The organism is Oxalicibacterium solurbis (assembly GCF_014635845.1).
Lineage (GTDB): Bacteria > Pseudomonadota > Gammaproteobacteria > Burkholderiales > Burkholderiaceae_D > Oxalicibacterium > Oxalicibacterium solurbis.
Genome location: NZ_BMDP01000003.1, coordinates 327,545 through 345,734 on the forward strand (window position 1 = coordinate 327,545; position 18,190 = coordinate 345,734).

At 55.1% G+C, this 18,190-nt stretch carries 19 protein-coding genes; 1 reads left to right on the plus strand and 18 read right to left on the minus strand.

Annotated features, from left to right (window positions below; all coding sequences use genetic code 11):
• Positions 1–25 precede the first annotated feature (25 nt).
• The 16 genes from atpG to IEV40_RS11580 all read right to left on the minus strand — a co-directional run bounded on the left by atpG (position 26) and on the right by IEV40_RS11580 (position 16,280).
• Positions 26–895, minus strand: a complete 870-nt coding sequence (atpG, locus tag IEV40_RS11505; RefSeq protein ID WP_188421792.1) for a F0F1 ATP synthase subunit gamma — start codon at positions 893–895, stop codon at positions 26–28.
• A 30-nt stretch (positions 896–925) separates the two neighbouring features.
• Positions 926–2,461: a F0F1 ATP synthase subunit alpha gene (gene atpA, locus IEV40_RS11510; RefSeq protein ID WP_188421794.1), complete on the minus strand. Its 1,536-nt coding sequence runs from the start codon at positions 2,459–2,461 to the stop codon at positions 926–928.
• Positions 2,462–2,507: 46 nt separating this feature from the next.
• The gene (locus IEV40_RS11515; RefSeq protein WP_188421796.1) at positions 2,508–3,041 is read right to left on the minus strand and encodes a F0F1 ATP synthase subunit delta; all 534 of its coding nucleotides are present in this window, start codon (positions 3,039–3,041) and stop codon (positions 2,508–2,510) included.
• Positions 3,042–3,043: 2 nt separating this feature from the next.
• A complete protein-coding gene (locus IEV40_RS11520; RefSeq protein WP_188421798.1) occupies positions 3,044–3,514 on the minus strand; it encodes a F0F1 ATP synthase subunit B in 471 nt (156 codons plus the stop codon).
• Positions 3,515–3,588: 74 nt separating this feature from the next.
• Positions 3,589–3,831 (minus strand): F0F1 ATP synthase subunit C, encoded by a 243-nt coding sequence (atpE, locus tag IEV40_RS11525; RefSeq protein ID WP_188421800.1) that lies wholly within the window; start codon positions 3,829–3,831, stop codon positions 3,589–3,591.
• Between the two features lie 50 nt (positions 3,832–3,881).
• The gene (gene atpB / locus IEV40_RS11530; protein WP_229724085.1) at positions 3,882–4,724 is read right to left on the minus strand and encodes a F0F1 ATP synthase subunit A; all 843 of its coding nucleotides are present in this window, start codon (positions 4,722–4,724) and stop codon (positions 3,882–3,884) included.
• A 2-nt stretch (positions 4,725–4,726) separates the two neighbouring features.
• The gene (locus IEV40_RS11535; RefSeq protein WP_188421802.1) at positions 4,727–5,065 is read right to left on the minus strand and encodes an ATP synthase subunit I; all 339 of its coding nucleotides are present in this window, start codon (positions 5,063–5,065) and stop codon (positions 4,727–4,729) included.
• A 320-nt stretch (positions 5,066–5,385) separates the two neighbouring features.
• A complete protein-coding gene (locus tag IEV40_RS11540; RefSeq protein ID WP_188421805.1) occupies positions 5,386–6,279 on the minus strand; it encodes a ParB/RepB/Spo0J family partition protein in 894 nt (297 codons plus the stop codon).
• 51 nt (positions 6,280–6,330) lie between these two features.
• Positions 6,331–7,101, minus strand: coding sequence for a ParA family protein (locus IEV40_RS11545; RefSeq protein ID WP_188421807.1), 771 nt, complete (start codon positions 7,099–7,101; stop codon positions 6,331–6,333).
• A 13-nt stretch (positions 7,102–7,114) separates the two neighbouring features.
• Positions 7,115–7,651 carry a lipocalin family protein gene (locus IEV40_RS11550; protein WP_188421809.1) on the minus strand — a complete coding sequence of 179 codons (537 nt, stop codon included), beginning with the start codon at positions 7,649–7,651 and terminating at the stop codon, positions 7,115–7,117.
• Positions 7,648–8,310 (minus strand): 16S rRNA (guanine(527)-N(7))-methyltransferase RsmG, encoded by a 663-nt coding sequence (gene rsmG, locus IEV40_RS11555; protein WP_188421811.1) that lies wholly within the window; start codon positions 8,308–8,310, stop codon positions 7,648–7,650. The genes IEV40_RS11550 and rsmG overlap by 4 nt, the downstream gene beginning before the upstream one ends.
• Positions 8,307–10,244 (minus strand): tRNA uridine-5-carboxymethylaminomethyl(34) synthesis enzyme MnmG, encoded by a 1,938-nt coding sequence (mnmG, locus tag IEV40_RS11560; RefSeq protein ID WP_188421813.1) that lies wholly within the window; start codon positions 10,242–10,244, stop codon positions 8,307–8,309. The genes rsmG and mnmG overlap by 4 nt, the downstream gene beginning before the upstream one ends.
• Before the next feature lie 155 nt (positions 10,245–10,399).
• A complete protein-coding gene (locus tag IEV40_RS11565; protein ID WP_188421815.1) occupies positions 10,400–11,158 on the minus strand; it encodes a TSUP family transporter in 759 nt (252 codons plus the stop codon).
• Between the two features lie 37 nt (positions 11,159–11,195).
• Entirely contained in the window at positions 11,196–12,707 is a 1,512-nt protein-coding gene (locus IEV40_RS11570) for a CoA-acylating methylmalonate-semialdehyde dehydrogenase (RefSeq protein ID WP_188421817.1), read from the minus strand.
• A gap of 374 nt (positions 12,708–13,081) precedes the next feature.
• Positions 13,082–15,091 carry an AsmA family protein gene (locus tag IEV40_RS11575; RefSeq protein ID WP_188421819.1) on the minus strand — a complete coding sequence of 670 codons (2,010 nt, stop codon included), beginning with the start codon at positions 15,089–15,091 and terminating at the stop codon, positions 13,082–13,084.
• Positions 15,092–15,320: 229 nt separating this feature from the next.
• Positions 15,321–16,280, minus strand: a complete 960-nt coding sequence (locus IEV40_RS11580) for a LysR family transcriptional regulator (RefSeq protein ID WP_188421821.1) — start codon at positions 16,278–16,280, stop codon at positions 15,321–15,323.
• Here IEV40_RS11580 and IEV40_RS11585 point away from each other — a divergent pair.
• On the plus strand, positions 16,279–16,701 hold the full coding sequence (locus IEV40_RS11585) for a hypothetical protein (RefSeq protein WP_188421823.1): 423 nt from the start codon (positions 16,279–16,281) through the stop codon (positions 16,699–16,701). The two genes, IEV40_RS11580 and IEV40_RS11585, sit on opposite strands and share 2 nt — an antisense overlap.
• Positions 16,702–17,055: 354 nt before the next feature.
• Here IEV40_RS11585 and IEV40_RS11590 read toward each other — a convergent pair whose 3' ends face one another.
• Together IEV40_RS11590 and IEV40_RS11595 are read right to left on the minus strand one after the other, a co-directional pair.
• On the minus strand, positions 17,056–17,868 hold the full coding sequence (locus tag IEV40_RS11590) for an ABC transporter substrate-binding protein (protein WP_188421825.1): 813 nt from the start codon (positions 17,866–17,868) through the stop codon (positions 17,056–17,058).
• A gap of 90 nt (positions 17,869–17,958) precedes the next feature.
• Positions 17,959–18,186, minus strand: coding sequence for a formate dehydrogenase subunit delta (locus tag IEV40_RS11595; RefSeq protein WP_188421827.1), 228 nt, complete (start codon positions 18,184–18,186; stop codon positions 17,959–17,961).
• Between the last annotated feature and the right edge of the window lie 4 nt (positions 18,187–18,190).

The following is an 18,190-nucleotide window of genomic DNA, read 5'->3' on the forward strand; positions in this document are numbered from 1 at the left end:
AGGCAGCAACGTCGCCGCCGTGTCATCAAACTGCGGCTGCACCTGCGACGATTTCCGACAGTTCCTTCGTGATCGCTGCCTGACGCGTCTTGTTGTAGACAAGCTTCAGTTCGCCGATCACGCTGCCAGCGTTGTCGCTTGCGGCCTTCATTGCCACCATGCGGGCGGACTGTTCCGACGCGAGATTTTCCGCAACCCCCTGGAAAATCAGCGCCTCAACATAGCGCACCAGCAGTTCGTCGATGACAGTCTGGGCATCAGGCTCGTAGATGTAGTCCCAAGCATGGGCATCCGCGTCCGCCTGCAGTCGCTCCGACGCCAGCGGCAGCAGCTGCTCCATCACCGTTTCCTGTTTCATCGTGTTGATGAACTTGGTATAGACGATGTGAACCGCATCCAGCTTGCCGTCCTGATAGGCGTCCAGCATGACCTTGACCGGACCGATCAGCTTTTCCAGGTGCGGCGCGTCGCCCAATTGGGTGACATGCGACACGACCTTCGCGCCGATACGATTCATAAAGCTGAAGCCCTTGTTGCCGATGGCAACGATTTCAGCTTTCTTGCCCTGCGATTCCAGCTCGCGCAGCTTGTTGGTCACGTTACGCAAGGAGTTGGTGTTCATACCGCCACACAAACCCTTGTCGGTCGTCACGACGATCAGGCCGACCGTTTTCGACATATCCGATTTCACGAGGAACGGATGCGTGTACTCGGGATTAGCCTGCGACAGATTCGCGGTGATATTGCGAATCTTGTCGCTGTACGGACGAGCCGCAAACATCCGCTCCTGCGCCTTGCGCATTTTGGATGCCGCGACCATTTCCATCGCCTTGGTGATCTTCTTCGTATTTTCTACGCTCTTGATCTTGCCACGTATCTCTTTGCCTGCAGCCATGAGTTGCTACTCCTTATAGCTCCAGTTGAATCAGAAGGTTTTCTTGAAGTCTTCGACTGCCGCAGCCAGTGCCGCTTCGTCTTCCTTCTCGAGCTTCTTCGTATCTTCGATCTTCTGCAGCAATGCAGCGTGGCTGGACTTCATGAAGCTGTGCAGGCCGGATTCGAACGCCAGTACGCGCTTGACTTCGATGTCGTCGAAGTAACCCTTGTTGACGGCGAACAGCGAAACAGCCATCAACGAGATCGACAGCGGCGAGTATTGCGCCTGCTTCAGCAGTTCGGTCACACGTGCACCGCGGTCCAGCTGCTTGCGGGTTGCTGCATCCAAATCGGATGCGAACTGTGCAAACGCTGCCAGTTCACGGTACTGCGCCAAGTCGGTACGGATACCGCCGGACAGGCCCTTGATGACCTTGGTCTGAGCAGCACCACCAACACGCGACACCGAGATACCTGCGTTGATTGCAGGACGCACGCCCGAGTTGAACAGGTTGGTTTCCAGGAAGATCTGGCCGTCGGTAATCGAAATCACGTTGGTCGGAACGAACGCGGAAACGTCGCCGGCTTGCGTTTCGATGATCGGCAGTGCGGTCAGCGAACCGGTCTGGCCCTTGACTGCGCCCTTGGTGAACGCTTCGACGTAGTCGGCGTTGACGCGAGCTGCACGCTCCAGCAGACGGCTGTGGAGATAGAACACGTCGCCAGGGAATGCTTCACGGCCCGGCGGACGGCGCAGCAGCAGCGAAACCTGACGGTATGCAACCGCTTGCTTCGACAGATCGTCGTACACGATCAGCGCGTCTTCGCCGCGATCGCGGAAGTATTCGCCCATTGCGCAACCGGAGTATGCGGAGACGAACTGCATGGCAGCCGATTCCGAAGCCGATGCAGCAACCACGATCGTGTATTCCATCGCGCCGTTTTGTTCCAGCGAACGCACGATGTTCTTGATCGACGATGCCTTCTGACCGATGGCAACGTAGATACACGTCATGTTCTGGCCTTTTTGATTGATGATCGCATCAATCGCAACAGCCGTTTTACCCGTTTGGCGATCGCCAATGATCAGCTCACGCTGGCCACGGCCGATCGGCACCATCGCATCGATTGCCTTGATACCGGTTTGCATCGGCTGGTCGACGGATTGACGAGCGATAACGCCCGGTGCAATCTTTTCGATCGGTGCGGACAGCTTGGCGTTGACCGGACCTTTGCCGTCGATCGGCTGACCCAGTGCGTTGACCACACGGCCACGCAGTTCAGGACCGACCGGCACTTCCAGAATGCGGCCCGTGCACTTGACGGTATCGCCTTCGGAAATGTGTTCGTATTCGCCCAGGATAACGGCGCCGACGGAATCACGTTCCAGGTTCAACGCGAGGCCGAACGTGTTGCCCGGGAATTCCAGCATCTCGCCTTGCATGACCTCGGACAGACCGTGGATGCGGCAGATACCGTCGGACACGGAAATCACCGTGCCTTGATTGCGAATCTCAGCGTTGTCGCCGAGCCCTTGGATCCGGCTCTTGATCAGCTCGCTGATTTCAGACGGGTTGAGTTGCATGTTAACTCCTAAAATTTTCTCTTAGCTTGGCTATGGGCACGGACGATTACGCAGTCAGCGCAACATGCATCTGTTGCAGCTTGGCGCGCACCGAGGTATCGAGCACTTCATCGCCGACAACGACGCGCACGCCACCGATCAGCGTGCTGTCCACAGTGACGGTCGGATTGAGCTTACGGCCGAATTTCTTTTCCAGCGATGCGATCAGATCCGTTACCTGCGCTTGCGACAGTTCGAACGCGCTGGTGATTTCTGCATCTGCAGCACCTTCCTGCGCATTCTTCAATGCGTGGAACTGCTCGGCGATTTCCGGCAGCAATGTCAGGCGATCGTTCTGTGCCAGCATGTCGACGAAGTTTTTCGCTTCGGCGCCAACCGGCGACTTCAACGCAGCGAGAAAAACGCTGCTGATCTGATCGTCGGACACCTTCGGATTGTGAGCCAGCGACTGGACATCGGGATTCGCGGCAACTTGTGCCATTTCGGAAACCAGATCGGACCAAGCCGCCAGATTGGCGGCTTTCGCTACGCGAAACAGTGCTTCGGCGTATGGACGGGCAATCGTTGCGAGTTCGGCCATGATTACAGCTCGGCTTTCAATTGGTTCAGCAGATCGGCATGTGCCGCAGCATTGACTTCACGCTTCAGGATCTGTTCGGCACCCTGCACAGCAAGGGTAGCGACCTGGTCGCGCAGTGCTTCGCGCGCCTGGGTGATCTGTTGTTCCGCGTCAGCCTTGGCAGCAGCGATGATGCGTGCAGCTTCGTCAGCCGCCGTTTTCTTGGCTTCCTCGATGATGCCTTGGCCGCGTTTTTCGGCATCGCCGATACGTTTTTGACCAGCTTCTTGGGCAGAAGCCAGTTCAGCCTGGGCACGCTTCTCGGCTGCAGCCAGATCGGACTTGCCGCGTTCGGCGGCAGCCAAACCGTCCGCGATCTTCTTGGCGCGCTCATCGAGCGCATTCATCAGCGGAGGCCACACGAATTTCATCGTGAAGCCGGCGAGGATGAAGAAGACCACGAACTGCGCAATCAGGGTTGCATTCAGGTTCATGGTTGTTTCCTTCTCAAATTAACGTGTCTGCCGAAACGGATGTTTCAGCGTAAGAACCGGTAACGAGAACCGAATTAGCCAGCGAACGGGTTTGCGAATGCGAACAACATGGCGATACCGACACCGATCAGGAACGCAGCGTCGATCAGACCAGCCAGCAGGAACATCTTGGTCTGCAGCGTGTTCATCAGTTCAGGTTGACGTGCGGAAGCCTCAAGATATTTGCCGCCCATGATAGCGATACCGATACAAGCGCCGATTGCGCCCAGACCAATAATCAAACCACAAGCCAGTGCAACAAATGAGAGGTCGGTCATGACAGTTCCTTCTAGGTTAAGTTAATACAAAAGTGAAAAATCAAAACAGCTTAATGCGCCTCATGAGCCTGACCGATGTACACCAGGGTCAGCATCATGAAAATGAACGCTTGCAACACGACGATCAGAATATGGAAGATCGCCCAAATCGTACCTGCCAGCACATGGCCGAAGAAACCGAACGCGGTTGCGGTCGAGCCCAGCAATGCAATCAGCAGGAACAGCAGTTCGCCGGCATACATGTTGCCGAACAGTCGCATTGCCAGCGAAACGGTTTTCGCAGCGAATTCGATGATGTTCAGCAGCAGGTTGAACGGTGCGAGGTAGATGCCGAACGGTGCGGCAAACAATTCGTGAATGAAGCCGCCTGCACCCTTGATCTTGACGCTGTAGTACAGCATCAGAGCCAGCACGCCGAGGGCGATGCCCATCGTGCCGTTCAAGTCAGCGGTCGGCACCACGCGGTGATGACTGATCACGCTATCCCAGCCGACGGCATGGAAGAAAGCGGAGAACATGTCAACCGGCAGAAAATCGAGGGCGTTCATCAAGGCAACCCAGACGAAAACCGTCAGGGCCAGCGGCGCGATGAAGGAACGGTCGCCGTGAACAATGGATTTGGCCTGGTTATCGACCATTTCGACGATCATTTCGACTGCAGCCTGGAAGCGGCCCGGCACGCCGGAAGTCGCCTTGCGTGCCGCGAGGTACATGACCAGGCAACCGAGAATACCCATTGCGACCGACCAGAAGACCGTATCGATGTTGATGATGGAGAAATCAACGATGGACGTCTGGTGCTTGGAGGAAAGATGCCCCAGATGGTGAACGATGTATTCTGAAGCTGTCGGTGCGTGATGTTCCGCGCCGGCGGTAGCCATTTCTGTCGCCATGTTCAGTGCCTAAATAATAAGATGATGTAACTTTTCAATGCCACGATGAACGCGGCGATCATCGCCAGCAAATTCAGTTCGTGGTACAACATGACTACCGCCCACAGCAGGGCAATCGTCACTGCAATCTTGATAAATTCCCCGATGAAAAACGTCATCGGATTGACGGACTGGGATTTTTGCGCAGCGGAAAACAGGCGTAGCGCAAACAGACCATTCGGCACCACGCAACACAACCCTCCAAGCAATGCCGAATAAAATGCCGGCATTCCAGCGATCAAACCGGCAATCAGACTAACGATTACCGTGGTCGCTATTTGCAGGAGGACGACGGGCAGCATACTTGTCCAGATGACACAGTTTCGGGGCGATCGCACACGATCAAGCCGCGCCGAAACCGGGGTGAATACTAACTAAGTCGTGCGTTCCATGAAGCCACGGGATTATAAGGGCTTTCCTGAAGCATCGTCAAACGATTTGCTGCCCCGCATTCCTGATGTGTGGTCGGATTTTCCCGCATCGACAAACGCCCGCTTTTACTTTACAAATACCTCGAAAAATCCTGTCATTTGGCAGATTTCACACTGCCTTACCTTGCGTGAAACCCGCTTCTGTCGCGATTTTCGCCGGACGTTTTCACGATACCTGCCTGCGCCTGTATTTATGCCACGCGCAGTTTGCCGATGATGCCGTCCAGCGCATCGAGGTCGGCGAATTCAACAATCAGTTGGCCGCGATTCTTCGCACCCACCTTGATGGAGACCTGAGTCGCCAGGGTATCGGACAATTCTTCTTCCAGCCGCACGATGTCGCGCGACTTTTCCTTTGCGCCGCCACGCGGTTTGGCGGCACCCTGCTCCATCGTGGCGCGGACGACCAGTTTCTCGGTTTCACGTACCGACAGGCGTTTTGCCACGATCTGGTTGGCCAGCGTAATTTGCGTTGCCGAATCCACCGCCAGCAATGCACGCGCATGCCCCATATCGATATCACCAGCCATCAGCATGGTTTGAACCGGCTTGGCCAGATTCAACAACCGCAGCAGATTGGAAACGGCGCTGCGGGAACGGCCGACCGAATTCGCGGCCTGTTCATGCGTGAAATTGAAATCGGTGATCAGGCGATGAATGCCTTGCGCCTCTTCCAGCGGGTTCAAGTCTTCGCGCTGGATGTTTTCGATCAACGCCATTGCGGCGGTCGCTTCGTCGTCGACTTCCTTGATCAGCACCGGCACTTCCGTCAGGCCTGCGATCTGCGCAGCACGGAAACGGCGTTCGCCGGCAATGATTTCGTAACGCGGTTTGCCGTTGGCCGGGGCGATCGGGCGCACGAGGATTGCCTGCAGCAAACCCTGCGCCTTGATCGACGCAGCCAGTTCATTCAACGCACCTTCATCCATACGTGTGCGCGGCTGATATTTGCCGGCTTGCATATCGGCCACCAGCAGCGTGGTCGGCGCGCCTGGCAGCGCAGCAACTGCTTCGGTCAGGTCGCTGGAGCCGCCCAGCAATGCTTCAAGGCCGCGGCCCAATCCCTTCTGTTTCTTTGTCGCCATATTTTTACTCGCTGATCTTTTACTGTTCGATTCGACGTTGCTATTGTCGAATCAAAGTGTCCTGATGCGTTCCACCATCTCGGCGCCGAACGCAAGATAGGCTTGCGCGCCTTTGGACGATGGATCGAAATTGATGCCCGGCATGCCGTAGGAAGGCGCTTCGGCCAAACGCACGTTGCGCGGGATGATCGTCTTGAAGACCTTGTCGCCGAAATGTTCTTCCAGCTGCGACGACACCTGCTGCGACAGCGTCATACGTGGATCGAACATCACGCGCAACAGACCGATGATCTTCAGGTCCGTGTTCAGTTTGGCGTGCACCTTCTTGATCGTGTTGACCAGATCGGACAAGCCCTCGAGTGCGTAGTATTCGCACTGCATCGGGATGATGACGCCATGCGCAGCACACAGTCCGTTCAGCGTGAGCATCGACAATGCCGGCGGGCAATCGATCAGCATGAAGTCGTACTGATCGTTGACCGCATTCAGCGCTTCCTTCAGCCGGCGTTCACGGTTGTCGAGCTCGACCATCTCCACTTCGGCGCCGGCTAGTTCGCGATTGGCGGGCAATACGTCGAACCTGCCCGTTTCCGATTGCACACGTGCCGTCGGCACATCGGCCAGGCCGAGCATGACTTCATAGATCGACGATTGCAGCTCGGCCTTGTTGATGCCTGCGCCCATCGTGGCATTGCCCTGCGGATCCAGATCGACGAGCAGCACGCGTTGATTCAGTTGCGCCAGGCCTGCTGCCAGATTGACTGCGGTGGTGGTCTTGCCGACGCCGCCCTTTTGATTCGCGACGCAAAATATTTTTGCCATGTTGTCGTTGTCGTTATTGCGAAATGTTTTGTCTGGTCTTGACCAGTTTGGCTGTATCGAATCCCTGTGCCGTCAGTCGGTTGACCAAAGCTTCGTATGTTGCCTCATCCATCGCCGGCTTGCGAGCAAGTATCCACAGGTACTCGCGCGACGGTTCACCGACGGCAACATGCGAATAGTCCTCGGCCAAATCGATGATCCAGTAGTTCGCCCAGACAAAAGGCAACCATGCCAGCCAATCCGGCGCAAAGCGCACCTCCAGCTTTGCATTGGTCGCCGGATCGGCGACGCGCGCACGACCACTCGCTTCGTCTTTCTCGCCACCCGCTTCATCGCATCGGTTGGCGACATCAATCTGACCATCGCTACGTTCCGCATAATTTGCGGTCACATTTGCAACGCAATCCTTCTGGAACCGATTCGGGAAACGCGCAATTTCATACCATGTACCAACATATCGTTTGAGGTCGACATGCTTTACGGTCTGCACCGTTTGCGCCTGGCCGAGACTGCACAAGACGCAAAGCAACAATCCCAGCCATTGTTTCATGCGACCTCCCTCTCGATGAAAACCAGATGCCGTTCGGCATCCATGTCAGGAACATGCACCGGACGTATTTCCTTCACATTCCAGCCGGCAGGCAATCGCGCCGCTTCTTTTTCCGGCTCAATCGCCTTGAGGGCGATATAACACCCCCCCTCTTCCAGCAAATGTTGCGACCATGCGACGAAGTCGGAAAGATCGGCGAAGGCGCGCGATGTGATTACGTCAAAGCGCTGCGGTGATTGCCATTGCTCGACACGACCGGTCTGCACATCCACATTGCTTAAACCCAGCTCCGCTTTTACCTGTGTAAGGAAGGCTGTTTTCTTGTGCACGGTATCGATCATCGTGACGCGCATGTCCGGGCGCGCTTCCGCGGCCCAGATTGCCAATACAATGCCAGGCAATCCACCGCCGGCCCCAACATCGAGTACGCGGCGCGCGTTGTGGAACGCTGGTATTGCGGCCAGCGAGTCCAGCAGATGCTGCGTCACCATCCGTGCAGGTTCGCGTACGGCCGTCAGGTTATAGACGCCGTTCCACTTCACCATCAAGGCCAGATAGTCGATCAGCCTGGCATGCTGCGCATCGCTAAATGCCAGTTGCAATGCCTGCGTGCCCGCAACGAGTTGCGCCGTCAGTGCCGCGCGATCGAATGTCCTCATGCAGCCGCTTCGGATGTTGGCGGCTCCACGGAAAAACCCTTGAATCCACCCTTCTTCAGATGCACCAGCAGCAGCGAAATCGCCGCCGGCGTCACCCCTGAAATGCGCGATGCCTGGCCCAGCGTTTCGGGACGATGCTTGCACAGCTTCTGACGCACTTCGAACGACAGTCCCTGCACCTGCATGTAGTCGAACTCGGCCGGCAGTTTCAGATTTTCGTAATAATCGTGACGTTCGACTTCCTTCGCCTGCCGATCGATATAGCCCGAATACTTCAATTGGATCTCGATCTGTTCGCGCACGGCAATATCCGCCACGCCCGGGCCCGCAAGCTCCTGGCCTTCCATGCCTTTCAGCGTCATCAGTTCCGTGTAGCGTACATTTGGCCGGCGCAGTAAGTCAGCTAGCGCATACTCACGCTCTAATGCTTTACCAACAACACGCTCCGCTTCCGCTTGCGCAACAATGCGCGGGTTGACCCATGTAGAACGGAGCCGCTCCAGTTCTCGCGCCACTGCTTCGCGTTTGGTATCGAAGGCAGCCCATTGCGCATCGCCGACACAGCCCAGCTTGCGGCCAATCTCCGTCAAACGCATATCGGCATTGTCTTCGCGCAGGCTTAGCCGATATTCGGCGCGACTGGTGAACATGCGATAAGGCTCCATGACGCCCTTGGTGATCAGGTCGTCGACCAGCACGCCGAGATAGGCTTCATCACGGCGCGGCGTCCAGGCTTCGCGTCCCTGGGTCTGCAGCGCAGCGTTGATGCCGGCCAGCATGCCTTGTGCAGCGGCTTCTTCGTAGCCAGTGGTGCCATTGATCTGACCGGCAAAAAACAGGCCCTGGATCGCCTTCGTTTCCAACGATGCTTTCAGGCCGCGCGGATCGAAGTAGTCGTATTCGATCGCATAGCCCGGACGCAGGATGTGGGCGTTTTCCAGACCACGCATCGAACGGACCAGACTCAGTTGCACGTCGAAAGGCAGGCTGGTGGAAATACCATTCGGGTAAAACTCATTCGTCGTCAGTCCTTCCGGCTCCAGGAAGATCTGGTGGGAATTCTTGCTGGCGAAACGATGGATCTTGTCCTCGATCGACGGACAGTAACGTGGGCCAACACCCTCGATGACGCCGGTGTACATCGGACTGCGATCCAGACCGCTGCGAATGATGTCGTGCGTCTGTTCGTTGGTGTGCGTGACCCAGCACGGCATTTGCCGCGGATGCATGACTGCCGAACCCATGACCGAAAATACCGGCACAGGATCCAGGTCGCCCGGCTGCTCGTCCATGACAGAAAAATCGATCGTGCGACCGTCGATGCGCGGCGGCGTACCGGTTTTCAGGCGACCTTGCGGCAGTTGCAATTCCTTGAGGCGCGCAGACAGCGATACTGCCGGCGGATCACCAGCACGACCACCGGAGTAATTATTCAGGCCAACGTGGATTTTCCCGTCGAGGAAAGTCCCTGCCGTCAGCACCACGGCACGCGCCATGAACTTGATGCCGACCTGCGTCACGGCGCCGACCACGCGATCGCCATCGACAATCAGGTCGTCCACGGCCTGCTGGAACAGCCACAGATTGGGCTGATTCTCAAGACGCGAACGGATTGCCTGTTTATAGAGAAGGCGGTCGGCTTGCGCACGCGTGGCGCGGACGGCCGGGCCTTTCGACGAGTTCAGAATACGAAACTGAATACCCGCTTCATCGGTGGCGATCGCCATGGCGCCTCCCATCGCATCGACTTCCTTGACCAGATGCCCTTTGCCGATACCGCCAATCGATGGATTGCACGACATCTGGCCGAGGGTTTCGATGTTGTGCGTCAACAGCAGCGTGGCCTGTCCCATACGGGCAGACGCCAACGCAGCCTCGGTACCGGCATGGCCGCCACCGACAACAATCACGTCGAATTTGTCAGGAAAAATCATGGTGCGCCTCGATGAGACGTTAAGTGAGACAGTTAATGAGGCAACTAAGCAGAGGCGAGATTATAAGGTCTTTTTGATTTTATTTCGCTCGTCTCACCTGTTTTGAAACAATTCAAGCCTACGTGAGCGCCGATATGTTTCACGTGAAACAGCAATCAACGAAAAAAGCCGTCATACAAAGTCTTGCAAATCAGTACGCCGACCACGATCAAAAACAGCTTGCGAACAAAACCCGATCCATGCCGTACAGCCAATCGGATACCGGTCAACGAACCTAGCACATTACAAACTGCCATCATCAAGCCCAGTTGCCACAACAAGTGCCCGCTATAACCGAACCATAGTAGCGCGGCAGTATTGCAAGCAACATTGACAACCTTGGCAGCGGCAGAAGCGCCCAGGAAATCGAAGCCAAAGAACCGCACAAACAGGAATACGAGGAAACTACCCGTTCCAGGCCCGAAGAATCCGTCATAGAACCCGATGCTGCCGCCAATGAGTACAGCCATGACGCGCTCTTTTCCGCCGGTATGTAGCGGCGCATGAATACTGCCGAAGTCCTTTTTGCGAAAGGTGTAAATCGCAATAGCGATCAGGATGAACGGCAGGAGCTTGCGAATAAAATCTGCAGGAACATGTGTGACGGTAAAGGCGCCGAGGAAGGACAACGCGAATGCGGCAAATGCCGCCGGCACCGCAGTACTCCATCGCACCCTTACCTTGCGAGCGAATCCTGCCGCAGCTGCAGTCGTTCCCCAGACACCCGAAAGCTTGTTGGTTCCCAATAAGGTCGCCGGTGCCATATTCGGAAAAACCGAGAATAAGGCCGGAAGCTGGATCAATCCCCCACCGCCGACAACGGCATCAATCATGCCTGCGGCAAAAGCGGCGATTGCCAAAATCAGATAATCCATCTTTCCGCCGAATCAGTGTTTCACGTGAAACATCGTTTTATTTATTTGTCGGCATTGCGAACTCGGCACCCTTGTTCAGGGATTCTGGCCAACGTTGCATGATGGATTTGTATCTCGTATAGAAACGGACGCCCTCTTCTCCATAGGCATGTACATCACCAAACATCGATCGTTTCCACCCGCCAAAAGAATGCCAGGCCATCGGCACCGGGATTGGTACATTGATGCCGACCATTCCCACTTCTACCCGGCGGGAAAATTCCCGAGAGGTATTTCCGTCAGAGGTAAACAGGGATACGCCATTTCCGAGTTCATGGGCGTTGATGAGATCGATCGCAGCTGCAAGGTCAGGGACACGTACGACACAGAGCACAGGGCCAAATATTTCCTCTTGGTAAATAGTCATATCCGGCGTCACATGATCGAACAGACTGCCTCCCAGAAAGAATCCGCTTTCATGTCCGGAAATGCGAAGACCTCGACCATCCACCAACAGATTTGCGCCAGACTGAACACCCGCTTCAATATATTTCTCTATCCTGGTCTTATGCTCCGCCGTGATGACAGGACCCATTTCCACATCCTGTTCCATGCCGTTTGCGATTTTCAATTTCCGCACACGTGGAATCAACGCCTCTACCAATCTATCCGCCGCATTACCCACGGCTACAGCAACGGAAACTGCCATGCATCTTTCACCTGCTGATCCGTATGCTGCACCCATCAAGGCATCCACCGCCTGTTCCAAGTTGGCATCGGGCATTACAACCAAATGATTCTTTGCACCGCCCAGCGCCTGGACACGTAATGGATATGCCCCCTTCCGAGCAGCCCCCGTTTGATAGACATATTCAGCAATTGGCGTAGAGCCGACGAAGGAAACCGCGCGTACATCTGGATGTTGCAACAATCCGTCGACCACCGTTTTCCCGCCTTGCAATACATTGAAGACGCCGTCGGGCAAACCGGCCTGTTTCAATAAATCGGCAACCATCAATGACGGAGCAGGATCTCTTTCTGATGGTTTCAGGATGAAGGTATTGCCTGTCGCCAGCGCCACAGGTGCCATCCACATCGGCACCATGAAGGGAAAATTGAACGGGGTAATACCAACGGTAACACCCAACGGCTGGCGCAAATTCCAGTTGTCGATTCCACCACCAATGTTGTCGGTGAAGCTGGTTTTCAATAACTGCGGGATGCCGCAGGCAAATTCGACGATCTCCAAACCGCGGCTCACCTCGCCCTTTGCATCGCTGAAAACCTTGCCATGCTGACGCGTGATGGCAGCTGCCAGCTCGTCATGATGTCTTTCTATTAACTCTTTAAAACGGAACAGAATCCTTGCACGCTTCAGCGGAGCGGTATCGGCCCAGGCGGGCGCTGCGGTTTTCGCGGCAGAAACGGCCAGTTCTACTTCCCTGGTATCCGCCAGCCAGACTTCGCTTTCCACTTCTCCGAGTGCCGGATTGAAGACAGATTGTTTGCCGATTCCGCTCTCAAGCAGATCGCCGTCGATAAAATGACCGATAGTCGGAATCTGCTTCATGTCTGTTTCCCGAATGATTTATGGATGAATTAGGACGGGAAAGAGCGTATCACGCGATGCACGATGCTGCTGTCGGCAACTGTGGGTAACGCTTTGCAGAACGCGTGGATAGTTTGTGGATAAGCTGGTGAAAACTCCGGGCCGTTTATTTATACAGAATCCATCCCCTTGCCATACACCTGTTGTGCAGTAGCTTATACCGAAGCCAAGTTCTTGATCTTGCACGCCTTTATCCGGTTATCCACAGAAAGAGGCCTGTGTTAACTATTACTACTATTCATATATACAAACATTTAAATAAAAACCAGAACCATATCAGCGCAACGTTCCTGAAAACTGTAGCCGGTAAAAATCCCCCCTTTCTTCGAAGTGGCTTAACGTTTCTTCGAAGATTTACCGGGAGCAGGAGCAACCGGTTTCTCGGCAGCCTGATGCAATAATTCACGGCATTTGTTTTCTTCCTCGGAACCGACATTGATCAATGGCAGCAAGGAAGTAATCGGTGCCAGCACACCCAGGACTACTGCACCCCCCGCTTTCGCAGCCAATACGCCTTTATCCACATCGACATCCGGATTCTTCAAGGTCCCTCGTACATAAAGCGGTGCACGCAAGGACACGATACGCACTCCCTTGCTTACCGGCCGGATTGTCAGATCCGGTTTTTCCTTCGCAAGATCGATCGTTCCGTCGATATGAATGACAGCATCGCTGGTATCGAGAATCATCGTACGTGTTTGCACCAGACCGTTGGTTACGCCCAGATCCGTCGCCATGCAATTGAGCTCCACCTGTTTGTCACCAAACAGCTTCGAGATCACCACGTTGCCGATATTCAAACCGATCTGTTCCAGCAGCAGCTTGCTTATCGTTCCTTCACTGATCAATGCCTTGATTTCACCGTTGGACGATCCAAGGAAGGTTGCAATCGAATCGCCGGTCGCGGACAACGAGGTATCGCCGTTGATTTCGCCGAGGCTGGCCTGCATCGTCGGTATCGTTGGAAACATTTCTTTCAATTTCAGCTTGCGCACCGAAATTTTTGCTTCTGCCTTGATCACAGGCTGGCGTCCATCCATTTTGATGTTCGCGATCAGATTGCCTCCCGCAATGCCGAAATTCAGCGGTGTCAATGTGACGACGCTATCCTGCAGTTTCAGATGCGTATTCAGATTCTCGATCGGAAGCGTCGCATCACGCACGATCTTGCGGCCGGTGATATTGACGTCCGCATCCATGCTTCCCCAGCGATCGGTCGTGAATTTCTCCACCGGCAGCAGCTTGTCTTCCGGCTGTACGGCAGCGACACCACGCTCACGCTTGCTCGCATTCGAATCGGCACCGATGATCGGGCCCAGATCGCTCAGCTGCAGCAGATTGGAGACGACGGTCCCTGACAGCAGAGGACGCGGCTGCTTGCCTTCATAGGTCAAGGTACCGGACAAATCGCTGTCGCCCAGCTTGCCGCTGAATTTGTCGTAGGTCCATTTGCCGCCTGCTTCATTGAGGACACCTGTCAGATGTCCTTCAGTCGCAAATGGCGGCGTTTTCGGCAACGTGATACCGGTCAGCGGATAAAGATCCGCCATGCTGGCACCGGAAAGTTTCAGGCGCATATCCACTGCAGCCAGCGCCTGTGGCTTCGTCACCGTGCCGTTGACGCTGATCGACGTCTTGCCGACATTCAGCCTTGCCTGCAGCGGAAAAGGTTTTTTCTCGTTTCGCAAGGCAAGCAAGGCACCGGCCTTGCCATCACCGCTGATGCGCGCATTGTTGAACGAGCCCGATACCTTCCATTCCATCGCATACTCGTTTTTATCGCTTATCGGAATCGATGCGATCTCGGCTTTTGCATCGATATGCTTGACTGCGTCCTTCAGCGAAACCTCGCCGTTGTGAAGCAGCAGATGCTGAAGATCCAGTGTCCATGTGGAAGGCGACGTATCGTCGCTCTTGAAGGTCCAGTTGTTGCGACCGTCCGCGATGCGCTCCAGCACCAGTTTGGTGTCGTCCAGCTGCAGCGTGGGAATGACGATGTCCCTCGACAGCAAGGGAATTGGGTTGACGGAAAATGTGATGTGGCCGATTTCAGCCATGTTGCGATCCAGCCTGGACCAGTCGGGATTACCCATCGTGACGTTGTAGGCGCTGAGTCGCGGCGCCGGCAACCAGTCATGCCATGTGCCGCTATCGGCCTGCGTGCGTTCCCATGTCAGCGAAAGATCGCCGTTGATCGCAAACGGTCTGCCGGTCGCTTCGCTGACGCGCTCATTGATCCAGGGCTTCGCCCTGTTCCAATCGAAGGTGAGCAGCAGGATCAGACAAAGCGCAAGCAGCACTAGCAGCGTGAGCGCGCTCCACCATATTATTTTTCGTGTCCGCATCGGAGCCCCCGATCAGTGAGGATGAAAATAGGACTCCGGGACCAGGGGCGAGTTCAAGCGGGTTCAGCGGTGCTGTGTGCGGGATCGCACATAGAATCGCACACAGATCATGTGTATGAATGCGGCAGGCAAATAAAAAGCCTCGACCAGGCGAGGCTTTTGTCGTCGCGGCAAATCGGATGGCCGCTGTAAATTGCTGCTGCGATGAATGCTGTAACCGACGCTGCAATCAACGCCGTTTCTTGAAGGGACCGATACCTTCTTCGGTACTGGCGCTCAATTGTTCGCGCAGCCATTTGTGGGCGGGATTACGCGCATCGCGCTCATGCCACAGCATGTCGACGTGCACATCCGGCAGTTCGAAAGGCAGAGTCTTGGCGATCAATGCGTCTTCCATGCCGGTTGCCGCAATCAGGTGGCGGGGCAGCACGGTGATCAGATCGGAGCTGGCGACGACGCGGCCGGCGGTAAAGAACTGGTTCACCGTCAGCAGGATTCTTCGTTCGCGACCCAGCTCGGTCAGGGCATCGTCCATCAGGCCTTTTGCCCGGCCGGAGAAACTGACCAACAAATGATGCGCCGCACAATAGCTATCGAGCGTCAGTTCTTCCTTGGCCAGCGGATGTCCTTTGCGCATCACGCAGACATATTCACCGGTATAGAGACGTTCGTGGCGAATCTGCGAAATCGCCGTGTTCTGACCGCTGGCGAGCTGGGCAGCCACGCCGGGGAAAAAGCCGATCGCCAGGTCGACATCTCCGCGCAGCAGCATGGGGCGCGGCTCGCGTGTGGTCAGCGGAACCATGCGGACATTCAGGCCCGGCGCATCGCGCTCGACAGCCCTGACCAGAAACGGCAACCACAACGCAGCAGTGGCGTCCGCCATTGCCATGCGGAAAGTAGTGTTGACGCGCGAGACATCGAAAGTGTCGGGCGTAACCGCAGCCTCCAGATCGGATAGTGCGCGCCGTACGACAGGCCACAGCTCGGCTGCCCGCGACGTCGGTTTGACGCCGTGGGCGGTACGGATGACGAGTTCGTCACCCAGGGTTTCGCGCAGGCGCCGCAGGGCGTTGGATACCGCCGGTTGCGTCATGGCCAGCAGGTTGGCGGCACGTGTGAGGTTCTGTTCCGTCATGACGGCGTCGAACACGCGCAACAGGTTCAAATCCAGGGTGAGAAAGCTCATGTTGTCTTTATCAAAAGGAGAAATTTCTGGACTCAGTCATATTCACAGTAATTATAGCTGGTATCCAAAAATGAAATTAGATTTATATCTCTGCAGTCCCTATACTGCAATGCATCAACAAGGGAAACTTATACAAGGAAAGGAAATTATTATGTCTACATTATCAAAAACACGTGTTTCTGCCTATGCATTGAACAGCCAGGCAAACCGTATTGCTCAAACGAATCCTGAACTCGCTGCTGCCCTGCGTATGCAAGCGGCATATGGTTCGCAACTGCCAGTCGCAAGCAAAGTTTCTACAAAGAAAGAAACTGCGCAGGTGAAGAAATCGGTCCAGTTGCTGAACAGCAAGGCCAATTCGATCGCTCAGACCCAGCCGGAACGCGCTATCGCTCTGCGCATGCAAGCAGCCTTTGCTTAACGCATGGCGAACGAATCGGTTGAATGAAAATCGATCGATCAGTTGATGTATTTGGTCTGATTGTAAATCGACCTCATAGTGCAACGGCCAAGGATCGCAAAGGTCGAAATATGGCGGGATGCCAGCGATCAGTAAAAGCAGGAATTCCGTAAGCGAAGTAATTCGGGAACAAGGTTTGGCCAGATTCGGTGGCCTTTGTTCCCACCCAGTGTCTCCTCTTCCCTCTCAAGGAAGCTCAGCCCCGCGAGCCGATTACTCTGCGGGGCTTTTTTTATCCGTAGGTGCGACTAGGAGAAATTGAGCGGCAATAAAAAAGCGCGGGAATCACCCGCGCTTTTTAACGTGTTGCCAGGTTTATTTTGCGGACGGGAAGAAAACCTGTTCGCCGCTGACCCGATACTCACCTATTTTCTTCTGGCCTTCAGGCGAGGTGATCCAGTCAATCAACTGCATCGCACCCTTGTAATTGATGTCCTTGTACTTGGCGGGGTTGACCGCGATGATGCCGTAGGGGTTGAACATCTTCTTGTCGCCCTCCACCATGACGGCCAGACCGGTCTTGGCGCGATATGCGCCATAGGTTGCACGATCGGTCAGCGTGTAGCCTTGCAGCTCGCCGGCCATCGTCAATACTTCACCCATGCCGAGACCTGCAGAAACATAGTTGCTGCCTTCCGGTTTGACGTTAATGGCTTTCCAGTACGATTTTTCCATTACATCCGTACCGGAATTGTCGCCGCGCGAAATAAATTTAGCTTTCTTGTCAGCGATTTTTTTCATCGACGCCAAAACATCATGGCTGCCTTTGATACCTGCAGGATCACTGACTGGGCCAACGATGATGAAATCGTTGTACATCACGTCGCGGCGATTGACGCCATGGCCTTCCGCAATGAATTTGTCTTCCAGCGAACGGGCATGAACCAGCGTCACGTCGACGTCGCCGTTCTTTGCCAGTTCCAGCGCCTTGCCTGTACCCACTGCAATAACGTGCACTTTGGAGTTCGTTTTCGCCTCGAAGATCGGCAACAGATACGGCAGCAGGCCAGAATTATCGGTACTCGTGGTAGTGGACAGCTTGATGACCTGCTGCGAGAAAGCTGCCGGCGCGATAAATGCCGATGCAAGCAAAGCAGCAGCAAAACGTAGAACGATTCGACGTGTCATGGATTTTTCCTCCTGATAATCATAAATAAAAAGCTGTGTGCCGGGTGGTGACGCAGCCGTTGAAATTTGGCGATCTGTTACCGATCCAAATCAGATCATCTTGTGCGTGCGCACAGCCTCAAGCACGATGGGTCTCAATCCCTCGCCATCATGTTGTTCGACATGATTCATCAATGCCGTACGCATGCGCGGATCCCAGGATCTTTTCAAGTGGCCGGCAATCTCGTCCATCGATTTTCTGTGGTCCTTCATCGGTGCGAAAAAATCGCCAATCTGGTTAGCCATCGAGACCAGGTTGTCTATGTTCTTACCGCTCATTGTT